The sequence below is a fragment of the Nocardioides psychrotolerans genome (assembly GCF_943371775.1).
Classification (GTDB): Bacteria; Actinomycetota; Actinomycetes; order Propionibacteriales; family Nocardioidaceae; genus Nocardioides; species Nocardioides psychrotolerans_A.
In genome coordinates, this window is the sequence record NZ_CALRWD010000112.1 from 1 (window position 1) to 11,160 (window position 11,160).

The 11,160-nt window shown below is 70.8% G+C and carries 14 protein-coding genes; 3 read left to right on the plus strand and 11 right to left on the minus strand.

Features of this window, described 5'->3' with window-relative positions; genetic code table 11:
* Positions 1 to 93: 93 nt before the first annotated feature.
* Positions 94 to 1,620: a UDP-N-acetylglucosamine 1-carboxyvinyltransferase gene (locus tag AAG827_RS20980; protein WP_341928155.1), complete on the minus strand. Its 1,527-nt coding sequence runs from the start codon at positions 1,618 to 1,620 to the stop codon at positions 94 to 96.
* 113 nt (positions 1,621 to 1,733) lie between these two features.
* On the opposite strand from AAG827_RS20980, the gene AAG827_RS20985 reads away from it, so the two are divergent.
* Positions 1,734 to 2,756 carry a zinc-dependent alcohol dehydrogenase family protein gene (locus AAG827_RS20985; protein ID WP_341928156.1) on the plus strand — a complete coding sequence of 341 codons (1,023 nt, stop codon included), beginning with the start codon at positions 1,734 to 1,736 and terminating at the stop codon, positions 2,754 to 2,756.
* A 16-nt stretch (positions 2,757 to 2,772) separates the two neighbouring features.
* Here the strand turns inward: AAG827_RS20985 and AAG827_RS20990 are convergent, their stop codons facing one another.
* The 7 genes from AAG827_RS20990 to AAG827_RS21020 form a co-directional block, all read right to left on the minus strand.
* Positions 2,773 to 3,816 carry a hypothetical protein gene (locus tag AAG827_RS20990; protein WP_341928157.1) on the minus strand — a complete coding sequence of 348 codons (1,044 nt, stop codon included), beginning with the start codon at positions 3,814 to 3,816 and terminating at the stop codon, positions 2,773 to 2,775.
* Between the two features lie 25 nt (positions 3,817 to 3,841).
* Positions 3,842 to 4,000 carry a hypothetical protein gene (locus tag AAG827_RS20995; protein ID WP_341928158.1) on the minus strand — a complete coding sequence of 53 codons (159 nt, stop codon included), beginning with the start codon at positions 3,998 to 4,000 and terminating at the stop codon, positions 3,842 to 3,844.
* An 83-nt stretch (positions 4,001 to 4,083) separates the two neighbouring features.
* Positions 4,084 to 4,245 carry a hypothetical protein gene (locus AAG827_RS21000; protein WP_341928159.1) on the minus strand — a complete coding sequence of 54 codons (162 nt, stop codon included), beginning with the start codon at positions 4,243 to 4,245 and terminating at the stop codon, positions 4,084 to 4,086.
* Positions 4,246 to 4,378: 133 nt separating this feature from the next.
* The gene (locus tag AAG827_RS21005; protein WP_341928160.1) at positions 4,379 to 4,765 is read right to left on the minus strand and encodes a zinc finger domain-containing protein; all 387 of its coding nucleotides are present in this window, start codon (positions 4,763 to 4,765) and stop codon (positions 4,379 to 4,381) included.
* Positions 4,720 to 5,169 (minus strand): DNA-formamidopyrimidine glycosylase family protein, encoded by a 450-nt coding sequence (locus AAG827_RS21010; RefSeq protein WP_341928161.1) that lies wholly within the window; start codon positions 5,167 to 5,169, stop codon positions 4,720 to 4,722. Before AAG827_RS21010 ends, AAG827_RS21005 begins: the two co-directional genes overlap by 46 nt.
* A gap of 201 nt (positions 5,170 to 5,370) precedes the next feature.
* Positions 5,371 to 6,723 (minus strand): chromate efflux transporter, encoded by a 1,353-nt coding sequence (gene chrA, locus AAG827_RS21015; RefSeq protein ID WP_341928162.1) that lies wholly within the window; start codon positions 6,721 to 6,723, stop codon positions 5,371 to 5,373.
* Between the two features lie 26 nt (positions 6,724 to 6,749).
* On the minus strand, positions 6,750 to 7,619 hold the full coding sequence (locus tag AAG827_RS21020) for an LLM class F420-dependent oxidoreductase (RefSeq protein ID WP_341928163.1): 870 nt from the start codon (positions 7,617 to 7,619) through the stop codon (positions 6,750 to 6,752).
* A 51-nt stretch (positions 7,620 to 7,670) separates the two neighbouring features.
* Here AAG827_RS21020 and AAG827_RS21025 point away from each other — a divergent pair, with 51 nt between their 5' ends.
* Positions 7,671 to 8,339 (plus strand): peptidylprolyl isomerase, encoded by a 669-nt coding sequence (locus AAG827_RS21025; RefSeq protein ID WP_341928164.1) that lies wholly within the window; start codon positions 7,671 to 7,673, stop codon positions 8,337 to 8,339.
* On the opposite strand, the gene AAG827_RS21030 is transcribed toward AAG827_RS21025, so the two are convergent.
* The 3 genes from AAG827_RS21030 to AAG827_RS21040 are packed head-to-tail and all read right to left on the minus strand — an operon-like array spanning position 8,336 to position 9,891.
* Positions 8,336 to 9,235 carry an oxidoreductase gene (locus tag AAG827_RS21030; RefSeq protein ID WP_341928165.1) on the minus strand — a complete coding sequence of 300 codons (900 nt, stop codon included), beginning with the start codon at positions 9,233 to 9,235 and terminating at the stop codon, positions 8,336 to 8,338. The genes AAG827_RS21025 and AAG827_RS21030 overlap by 4 nt on opposite strands.
* On the minus strand, positions 9,235 to 9,696 hold the full coding sequence (locus tag AAG827_RS21035) for an OsmC family protein (protein ID WP_341928166.1): 462 nt from the start codon (positions 9,694 to 9,696) through the stop codon (positions 9,235 to 9,237). Before AAG827_RS21035 ends, AAG827_RS21030 begins: the two co-directional genes overlap by 1 nt.
* Before the next feature lie 42 nt (positions 9,697 to 9,738).
* Complete coding sequence (locus AAG827_RS21040) at positions 9,739 to 9,891, minus strand: hypothetical protein (protein WP_341928167.1); 153 nt, start codon at positions 9,889 to 9,891, stop codon at positions 9,739 to 9,741.
* A 193-nt stretch (positions 9,892 to 10,084) separates the two neighbouring features.
* Here AAG827_RS21040 and AAG827_RS21045 point away from each other — a divergent pair, with 193 nt between their 5' ends.
* The gene (locus tag AAG827_RS21045) at positions 10,085 to 11,083 is read left to right on the plus strand and encodes an NADP-dependent oxidoreductase (protein ID WP_341928168.1); all 999 of its coding nucleotides are present in this window, start codon (positions 10,085 to 10,087) and stop codon (positions 11,081 to 11,083) included.
* The last annotated feature ends 77 nt before the right edge of the window (positions 11,084 to 11,160 follow it).

The window sequence follows — 11,160 nt, forward strand, 5'->3', positions numbered from 1 at the left end:
TGGTCACCAACCGCAGTCCCAGGGGCCGAAAACATGCGGTTGGTGACCAAACCGCATGTCCCGGGACAGCCGCGAAGCCGCCGACCCGCCCCGTCAGATGTCGCGGAACGTCTCGATGGAGGCACCGAGCTCGTTGAGCCGCTCGGCGAGGTCCTCATAACCTCGGTGGATGACGTAGGTGCCGCGGAGGACCGAGGTGCCCTTGGAGGCGAGCATCGCGAGCAGGATGACCACGGCGGGGCGCAGGGCCGGGGGACACATGAGCTCCGCGCCGGTCCAGGTGGTGGGGCCCTCGATCATGACGCGGTGCGGGTCGAGGAGCTTGACGTGCCCGCCGAGCTTGTTGAGGTCGGTGAGGTAGATGGCGCGGTTGTCGTAGACCCAGTCGTGCAGGTAGGTCTGGCCGTCGGCGACGGCGGCGATGACCGCGAAGAACGGCAGGTTGTCGATGTTGAGCCCGGGGAACGGCATCGGGTGGATCTTGTCCAGCGGTGCGTGCAGGTCCGAGGGCTGGGTGGTGAGGTCGACGAGACGGGTGTTGCCGTTGGCGGCGACGTACTCCTCGGTGCGGGCGTAGTTGAGCCCCATCTCCTCCAGCAGCGCGAGCTCGATCTCGAGGAACTCGATCGGCACCCGGCGGATGGTGATGGACGACTTGGTCACGATCGCCGCGGCCAGCAACGACATCGCCTCGATCGGGTCCTCGCTGGGGGAGTAGTCGACGTCCACGTCGATCTCGGCCAGCCCGGTGACGGTGAGCGTGGTCGTGCCGATGCCGTCGACGGTGACGCCGAGGCGCTGGAGGTAGAAGCAGAGGTCCTGGACCATGTAGTTGGACGAGGCGTTGCGGATGATCGTCGTGCCGGGGTGCAGCGCCGCTGCCATCAGGGCGTTCTCGGTGACGGTGTCGCCGCGCTCGGTCAGCACGATCGGACGCGTCGGCTCGATCGCCCGGTTGACCTGGGCATGGTAGAACCGGTCGCTCGCCTTGACCTCGAGCCCGAAGGGGCGCAGGGCGCTCATGTGGGGCTCGACGGTGCGGGTGCCGAGGTTGCAGCCGCCGGCGTAGGGCAGCTCGAAGGTCTCCATGCGGTGCAGCAGCGGGCCGAGGAACATGATGACCGACCGCGTACGACGGGCCGCCTCCTCGTCGAGGTTGGCGAGGTCGAGCTCCTTGGGCGGGATGATCTCGAGGTCGTTCTCCTCGTTGAGCCACTTGGTCTGCACGCCGAGGCTGTTGAGGACCTCGAGCAGTCGGTTGACCTCCTCGATGCGCGCCACCTTGCGCAGCGTCGTGCGCCCGCGGTTGAGCAGCGAGGCACACAGCAGGGCGACGCCGGCGTTCTTGGACGTCTTGACGTCGATCGATCCCGACAGGGTGGTCGGGCCGGTCACGCGCAGGTGCGTGGGACCGGCGCCTAGGGCGACGATCTCGGAGTCGAGCGCCTCGCCGATGCGCGCGAGCATCTCGAGGGAGAGGTTCTGATGGCCCTTCTCGATCCGGTTGATCGCGCTCTGGCTGGTGCCGAGGACGCCGGCGAGCTGGTGCTGCGTCAGCCCGCGGTGCTTGCGCGCGTCGCGGATGAGGTTGCCGATACGACCCTTGTAGTCCGTTGCCATGCATCGACGGTAACTCACATGTGAGATATCGCCAATCTGCCTCGCGGGGTGTCCGAGCGGACCCGGGGCGGTTGCTTGACGGTGCTCACCAGGGGAGTGCGAGGATCGGCGACATGCGAGCCACGACCATCCACGCGCCCGGCGACATCCGCGTCTCCGAGGTCCCCGACCCGACCATCACCGCTCCCACGGACGCCATCGTCAAGGTGACCGCGGGCTGCATCTGCGGCTCCGACCTGTGGCCCTACCGCGGTGAGAACCCGATCACCGAGGGCGCGACGATCGGCCACGAGTGCGTCGGGGTCGTCGAGGAGGTCGGCTCCGAGGTCCGCTCGTTCAAGCCGGGCGACTTCGTCGTCGTGCCGTTCTGCCACAGCGACAACACCTGCGCCCACTGCCAGCACGGCGCCCACTCGGTCTGCACCAACCTCGGCATGACCGTGAGCGGCCAGGCGGAGTACGCGCTGGCGACCCAGGCCGAGGGCAGCCTGGTCAAGCTCGAGGGACAGCCCGACCAGGCGATGATCCCGTCGCTGCTGGCCCTCTCGGACGTCATGCCGACCGGATGGCACGCGGCGGTGTGCGCGGGAGTGCCGGAGGGCGGGACCGTCGTGGTCGTCGGCGACGGCGCCGTCGGCCTGTGCGGTGTCCTCGCCGCGTCCGTGATGGGCGCGGAGAAGGTCATCGTGATGTCGCGGCACGAGCCCCGCCAGAAGATCGCCACGGCCTTCGGCGCCACCCACGTCGTCGCCGCCCGTGGCAAGGAGGGCGCCGCGGCGGTCAAGGAGATCACCGGCGGGATCGGCGCCGACGCCGTCCTCGAGTGCGTCGGGACCGACGACGCGATGGGCACGGCCTTCGCCGTCGCCCGCCCCGGCTCGATGGTCGGCTTCGTCGGCGTGCCCCACGGCGTCCAGCTGCCCGTGCAGAAGATGTTCCAGAAGAACGTCGGTCTGCGCGGCGGCATGGCGCCCGTGCGCCGCTACCTGCCCGAGCTGCTCGACCTGGTCACCTCGGGCCAGATCGAGCCTGGTCTGGTCTTCGACTCGACGCTGCCGCTGGACCAGGTGGCCGATGGCTACCGCGCCATGGACGAGCGACGCGCCATCAAGGTGATGCTCGACCTCCAGGCCTGAGGCGCCTGACCCAGCCTCAGCGGGCGGTCACCCGCACCACGTCGGACCAGGCCGGAGCGAACCAGGCGTTGCCGGTGAAGCGCACCAGGTAGGTGTGGCGGCCGCGTCCGCTGACCGGCACCTCCACCCGGAACGAGCCGTTCCTCTCGAGCCGCACGGGCCGAGACGTCGGTCGGGTGCCCTCGAAGATCTGCACGGCGCCACCTCGCCCTCCTCGTGCGGCGGCGACCCGTCCGGAGATGACCACCTCGTCGCGCCGGCGTACGACGGAGCGCGCGGCGTCGGCGTCGACCTCGGACTCGCCGCGCGCGACCGTCACGGGCTGGGTGGTCGCCGTGCCGGTCTCGTGCAGCGGCAGGCTGGCGGTGACCCGGACCCGGACCATGTGTCCGACGTCCGCCGCCGTGAGCTCATAGGTCCGACCCTCGACGGGGAGGATCTTCCGGTCCCGGATCCACGTGTAGTCGAAGCGGGCGTCGTCGAGGTCCCAGGTGCCGGGGTCGACGCGCAGGGTCTGCGAGACGCGGGCCTCGCCTCGCAGCTGGGGCTCGCGGAGCGCCTGGGGGCCAGCGAAGAGGAGGTAGACGTCCGGCAGCCTGACGTTGCGCAGACCGACCACCACGCGGGTGCGCTGGCCCGCGACCTCGTAGGTCGCGTCCGGGCCGTCGGAGTAGATGACGGTGTAGGTGCCGGGGGAGAGGTGCAGCTCGTACTGGCCGCCGTAGGTGATCGCCGAGGACACGACGCGTCCCGTGAGGGTGCGGGCCTCGACGAAGACGCCGTCGCGGAAGCGCTCCAGCGGACCGAAGACCTGGCCGAGGACCGTGCGGGTCGCCTCGACCCGGGTGTGGTCCACCGCCATGACGGATGCCGAGGAGATGGTCGGCGCGGTGGCGCCGGCTGGGAGTGACGAGACCGCGAGGGCGGCCAGAGCACTGAACGTGACCAGGCCGACGGCGCGAGCGGACCGTCGATGCGGTCCGGCGGAGAGCGGGCGGTGCTGCATGGCGGCTCCTGGCAGGACGAGGGGTACGACGCCGGTCGGCGTCGCGCGACTCATCGGCCTGCAGGCTCCTGACCTGAGGTCAGGAGGCGATCTGGCCGGCGATCTGGCCGGGGATCGGTGACGGCTCGCACGGGCACTGGTCACCGCAGGCGAGGAAGGTGTGGATGCCGTGACCGCACCGGACGCACGGCATGTCGTGCGACAGGTGGGTCTCGTTGTCCTGATGGGTGTCCCACATGGTCTGTCCTCCTCTCCCTGATCCGATCGGACGGCCGCTGGCCGACCTTCGGGGTTTCCGGGATCCTCGGGCAGCGGCGTCGCTCAGACGCGTGCGAGGTCGCGCTCGGAGCGCGTGTGCTGACCCGACGGCGTGCAGTCGCACGAGTCGGAGCAGGCAAGGAAGGTGTGCATCGCGTGGCCGCAGTGGCCACACGGCATGTCGTGGCTCAGCAGGTGGTTGTTGGCCTGCGCGGTGTCCCACATGGAAGTGCCCCCAGAGAAGAGTCGGTACTCCACGAAGGTAGGCCTCCCCAGGCCTCGACGCGGGGAGAATCACACGGAAGTAGTCCGTTCGGACTACGAGAAATGACCCGTCGGGGCCGGTGACGGCACGGGGTCACGCCTGGCAGACCGGGCACCAGTAGACGGTGCGAGCGGCCATGGGAGCCGAGTGGACCTCGGCCCCGCAGCGGCGGCAGGGGAGTCCGGTCCGGCCGTAGACGTAGTGGGCGTCGTCCCGGCGCGGCCGACCGTGCGGTCGTGCACGGTCCTCGGGCTCGGTGGTGATGATGCGCCCCGCGCGCACGCCGGCGCGCAGGAGGACCACCAGGTCGTCCCAGATCGCCTGGACGACCGCCGGGTCGACGTCGCGCCCGGCGGCGAACGGGCTGGTCCCGTGGCGCAGCAGCACCTCGGCGCGGTAGACGTTGCCGACACCGGCGATCACCGCCTGGTCCATCAGCAGGGTGCCGATCGGGGCGCGGCTGCGCCCGACGCGTGACACGAAGGCTCCGGCGTCGGCGTCGCGACGCAGAGGATCGGGCCCAGTCGTGCCAGCAGCACGTCGCGCTCGGGATCGGTCATCAGCTCGCAGGCGGTCGGCCCGCGCAGCTCCACCCAGTGGTCGTCGGTGGTGAGCAGGAGACGCAGGGCGCCGCGCGGGTCGGGCGCGGGCGCGTCCCCGTCCCGGAACTTGCCGAACAGCCCGAGGTGCACGTGCAGCCACAGGTCGTCGTAGCGGTGGAAGAGGTGCTTGCCCCAGGCGTCGGTCGCGTCGACCACCTGGCCGTCGATCAGCGCAGCTCCCTCGGCGAAACGCCCCTGAGGGCTCGACGCGGCGACGCGGCGACCGACGAGCAGGGTCCGGTGGCGGCGCGCGAGTCGGTGGATGGTGTGTCCTTCAGGCACGGACCGAGTCTGCGGTGCCGCTCCAAAGCAGCCTCACCAAGGCGGAGGCATCCGCGCAGATCGACCGCCTGCAGAATGACTCCGAGACCCCTTCCTGAGCCTGTCGGGCAGGCCCTCGTATATCGCCGATAACTGACATTATGTCAACTACAAGGCGGAGAAGGGGCCCCACGCAGCCTCGAGCACGAAGAAAGGTGCCGGTCACAGCCCGGTCGCGACCAGGCCCCAGAGCACCCCGGCCAGCGTGCACACGCCGAGAGTGCGCAGCACGCTCCAGCGCAGACGGAAGATCAGCAGGCAGCCCAGGGCGGTGATGACCACGGCCGAGGCCTGCAGCGAGTCGAGCGCCGGGACGTCGAGGTCGAGCGGCCCTGAGGTCAGCCGTTGTGTGTCGGCGAAGAGCGTGTGCACGGCGAAGAACACCGCCAGGCTGCCGATGACGCCGACGACTGCGGCGGTGATGCCGCTCAGGGCCGAGGCGAGCGTCCGATTGCCGCGCAGGCGCTCGACGTAGGGCGCCCCCAGCAGGATGAACAGGAAGCAGGGCACGAAGGTCACCCAGGTGGTCAGCAACGCCGCCAGCACCGCGGCCAGCCACGGGTCGAGGCTGCCCGGGTCGCGGTAGGCGCCGACGAACGCCACGAACTGGACAACCATGATCAGCGGCCCGGGCGTCGTCTCGGCGAGGGCCAGTCCGCGGACCATCTCCCCCGGCGCCAGCCAGCCGTAGACGTCCACCGCCTGCTGGGCGACGTAGGCGAGCACGGCGTAGGCGCCGCCGAAGGTGACCACCGCCGCGCCCGAGAAGAAGACGCCCTGGTCGACGAAGATGCTGGAGCGTCCCGCGAGGACCGCAGCCAGCACGACCGGCGCGGCCCAGAGGGTGAGTCCCACGGCGAGGATCAGCGCAGCCCGGCGGCCCGACGGGCGCTCGGTGTGCAGGGCGTCGTCGCTGACCAGGGGCGGTGGTCCCTCCTCGGCTGCAGCGGGTCGAGGCTTCGCCAGGGTCGGCACGGCACGGCCCAGCAGCCATCCGCCGACCGCTCCGGCCAGGACCACCAGGGGGAACGGCACGGCGAACAGGGTGAGTGCCACGAAGGCCGCGACGGCCAGTCCGACGAGACCGGGATGGCCGAGCCCCTTGCCGCCGACACGGATCACCGCCTGGAGCACGATCGCGATCACCGCTGGCGCCAGACCGAGGAACACCGACTCCACGAGCGTGGTGTCGCCGTAGCCGACGTAGATCGCCGACAGCGCCAGCAGAGCCACGACTCCGGGGAGCACGAAGAGGATGCCCGCGACCAGGGCGCCCTTGACGCCGTTGAGGAGCCACCCGATGTAGGTCGCAAGCTGCTGGGCCTCCGGGCCCGGCAGCAGGGTGCAGTAGGAGAGCGCGAAGAGGAAGCGCTGCTGACCGATCCAGCGTCGCTCGTCGACCAGCGTGCGCTGCATGACCGCGATCTGGCCCGCGGGACCCCCGAAGGTCTGCAGCGAGATGAGGAACCACGCCTTGGTGGCCTCACGCAGCGGGATGACGTCGTGTCGGTGCACAGACGCTGCGGGCTCGCCGGCCTGGCTCACAGCTGCTGGAGACGCGGGAGCACCCGCTCGCACACCTCGGTGGTCCAGGCGACGGGGTCGTCCCCCTGCGGCATGAGGGTGACCAGCTCGATGCCGAGGGCGGCGTAGGCCTCCATGTCGGCGAGGAAGGCGTCGGTGTCGCCGGTGGGGTCGGCGTCGAGGACCATCGACTTCTCGATCGCGTCGTAGTCACGACCCAGGTCGTCGCAGTGGCGTCGCAGGACGTCGAGCTTGTGGGCCATGACGTCCGGGCCCTGGCCGAAGATGTTGCAGGCGTCGGCGTACTGGGCGACCATCCGCAGCGTCTTGCGCTCCCCCGCTCCCCCGACCAGGATCCGCGGTCCGGGCTGCTGGAGCGGCGGCGGGACGCAGACGGTCTCGGCGAGCTGGTAATGGGCGCCGTCGAACGCGCCGTCGTCGTCGCTCCACATCTGGCGGCAGACCTGGAGGGTCTCCTCGAGGCGCTCGAAGCTCTCGCTGGTGGAAGGGAACGGGACGCCCAGGCCGGCGTGCTCACGGTCGTACCACGCGGCGCCGATGCCTAGCATCGCCCGGCCGCCCGACAGCCGGTCGAGCGTGGTGACGGTCTTGGCGAGGAGCCCGGGGTGGCGGTAGGTGACCCCGGTGACCAGCAGGCTGAGGCGCACCCGCTCGGTGACGGCCGCGAGGTAGCCCAGGGTGGTGTAGCCCTCCAGCATCGGCTCTGCGGGCCCGCCGAGGTCCTCCATCTGGAACCAGTGGTCCATGACGGTGAACCACGCCGCACCGCCCTGGTCGGCGACGCGGGCCGTCGAGGTCAGGCGCTCCTCGAGGGTGTGGGCCCAGTCGGGGTGGCTGAAGTTGGCGTAGTGGACTCCCAGCTGCATGGCGCGAGCCTAGGGCCAGGGGGTGAACGGCGCTCCCCTACGATCGGGCGCATGTCGAAACGACCCCTGACCCTGATCGCCGCCCTGGTGCTCGCCGCCGGCCTCACCGCCTGCGGTGGCGAGGACGAGACCGCCGCGGACAGCGCGCCGGTCGACAACGCCAACGCCGTGCCGTGCACCTACACCGAGGAGGGGGGTGCGGCGAAGGAGGCCGACCTGCCGCCCGACATGTCGGCCTACGACGGCGACGTGCCGGTCACGATCACGACATCGGCGGGTGAGGTCTCGGCCACGCTCGACGCGGCGGCGGCCCCCTGCACGGTCAACTCCTTCGTCTCGCTGGCCGAGCAGGGCTACTTCGACGACACGATCTGCCACCGGCTGACGACCCAGGGGATCTTCGTCCTCCAGTGTGGCGACCCGAGCGGCACCGGAGGCGGCGGCCCGGGCTACTCCTTCCCCGACGAGCTCACCGGCGATGAGAAGTACGGGCCCGCCACGATCGCCATGGCCAACGCGGGACCGGACACCAACGGCTCGCAGTTCTTCCTGGTCTACGGCGACTCCTCCGTGCTGCAGCCGGACTACACCGTCTTCGGCGAGATGGACACCGAGGGTCTCAAGGTCGTCGAGGAGATCGGTGCTGCCGGCACCGCCGACGGCGGCCCCGACGGGGCACCCGCCACCGAGATCGGCATCAGCGCCGTCACCGTCGACTAGTCACGCCCGACGAGGGGGAAACCCACCCCGCTCAGCGACTCCGACATCTCCCAGCACTTCCGGGCGAGGTCGGGGTCGCTGGCATTTCGGCTGCGTCCGACGCTGACCGGCCACCCGCTCATCTCCTTGAAGCGGTGGGGGCCGAGATAGGTGTTGCCCGGGACGTCCATCGTGGCGGCGTAGAGCGTGGGCAGCGCGCCCTGCCAGGGCTTCATGCCGACGAGGCCGTGGCCCCACGACCCGACCCAGGTCTTGAAGCCGTTGCCGGTGTTGGCGGTGATCGCGGTCGCCGTGGAGCCGGGGTGGGCGCCGGTGACGCGCAGGGTGCTGCCGATGGCCGTGAGCCGGCGCTGCAGCTCGGCGAGGAAAAGCATGTTGGCGAGCTTGGACTGCGCATAGGCGGCGTACGCCGAGTAGCCGCGCCGCGACCAGTCCAGGTCGTCGAGCTCGAGGACGCCGGAGCGGTGCGACTGCGAGCTCACGACGACGACCCGGTCGGTGATGCGCGGCAGCAGCAGGTTGGTCAGGGCGAAGTGCCCGACGTGGTTGGTGGCGAGGTGGAGCTCGATCCCGTCGACGCTGAGGCCGAACGGCACCCCGAGGATGCCGGCGTTGTTGACGAGCACGTCGACCTCGCTGGTGTCGTCCGCGAAGGCGCGCACCGAGGTCAGGTCGGAGACGTCGAGACGACGTACGGCCACGTCGCCCTGGATGGTCGCGGCAGCGGCCTCACCCTTGGCGACGCTGCGCACGGCGAGCACCACGTGCGCGCCGGCCTCCGCGAGTGCCCGAGCGGTCTCGAGGCCGATCCCGCTGTTGGCGCCGGTCACGATGAAGCGGCGTCCGTCCTGGCGTGGCACCCGGGTCCACGGGGCCACCCGCGGAGCACCTGACATCAGGCGCGGTCCTCGGCGATGACGTAGTCCACCGGCTCGCCGAGCGTCACCGTCCTGGAGACCGTGCAGATCCGCTCGTGGGTCTGCTGGACGGCGCGCGGGAGGAACGCGCGCGCCTGGTCGCCGGCCTCGCCCTCGGGGAAGACCACGTCGAAGGTGACCGTGAGGCCGACCAGGTGGCTGCCGCCCTCGTCCCTGACCTTGTGGCCCGCGGCGGACACGTCAAAGGACACCGGCTGCGCGCGACGGCTGGTCAGCTCGTCGACGGTGACCCCGGCGCACCCGGCGAGCGCTGCCAGCAGCAGCTCGACGGGCGTGAAGTCCGGGTCCTCACCGCTGCCGATCGGCACGATCCCACCGCGCTGGTTGGTGGCCTTGTAGCGACCCTCCCCGATGCGGGTCAGGTCGATCCCCCGCCAGGTGTCGGCATGCGTGTCGGGCGTCGGCGTCGGGTCGCTCATGGCGCACAGACTGCCAGACCGCGGACTCCCCCGTGGGCGGGATCAGCGCGAGCGCGTGACCCAGCGCAGTCGACCCCGGCGGGCCGCCCGCGCGTCCGCCGCGGCGAGCTCCACGTCTCGGAGCTGCGCGTGGTCCCGATCTGCGTGGACCCGTCCGTTGACGATTCCTCGGGCCAGGTGCAGCTGCGTCGACATGGGTGCTCATCCTCTCGACCCCGGTGTGGGGGTCACGGTTGGTGTAACAAGTAGTGCCGCTTGTGCGACTCTTACATCGTAGTGAGGTCGAGGGGCCGTTCCCGCATCCACGACGGGGTGATCTCGGCCACCTCCTGGCGGGCTGGTCGGGGGGTCCTGCTGCGCTGCTGGAGGGCCTGGGAGGATCGAGGGCATGGCTACGACGACCCGCGAGATCCACCTGTCCACCCGCCCCGTGGGACTGCCCGGTCCGGAGCACTTCGACACCGCCTCCGTCGACCTGCCCGACCTCGCCGACGGCGAGGTCCTGGTGCGCAACACCGTGCTGTCGGTCGACCCCTACATGCGCGGTCGCATGAACGACGTGAAGTCCTACGTGCCACCCTTCCAGCTCGGCGCCCCGATGGACGGCGGCGCCATCGGCGTCGTCGAGGAGTCCCGCTCGGACAAGCTCGCCGTCGGCGACACCGTCCTGACGATGGCCGGCTGGCGCGAGCACGCGGTCCTCCCTGCGGCAGCGGCCCGCAAGCTCGACGTCTCCCAGGTCCCCGCCAGCGCCTACCTCGGCGTGCTCGGCATGCCCGGCCTCACGGCGTACGTCGGGCTCAAGCGCATCGCGGAGCTCCGCGAGGGTGACACGGTCTTCATCTCCGGCGCGGCCGGTGCCGTCGGCTCGGTCGCCGGCCAGGTCGCGCGCCAGCTCGGCGCAGGTCGGGTCATCGGCTCCGCCGGCTCGCCGGAGAAGGTCTCGTGGCTGGTCGACGAGCTGGGCTTCGACGCGGCGTTCGACTACCACGACGGCCCCGTCGCCAAGCAGCTCAAGGAGCACGGGCCGGTCGACGTCTACTTCGACAACGTCGGCGGCGAGCACCTCGAGGGCGCCGTCTTCCACATGGCCGACTTCGGCCGGATCGCGCTGTGCGGTGCGATCGCCGGCTACAACGCCGACGCCCCCGAGCCGGGACCGCGCAACCTGATGATGCTGGTGTCCAAGCGCGTCACCATGCGCGGCTTCATCGTCAGCGACCACGCCGACCTGACCTCGGAGTTCTACCGCGAGGCGGGTGCCTGGCTCGCCGCCGGCGACCTCACCTACCGCGAGACCTACTTCGACGGCCTCGACCAGATGGTCGACGCGTTCCGTGGGCTCTACTCCGGCGGCAACACCGGCAAGATGCTGGTGCGGCTCTGAGTGAACGGGTGTGCTCCCGGGCCTGCGGTTTGGTCACCAACCGCAAGTCGGGGGGCCTCCGGGTTGCGGTTGGTGAC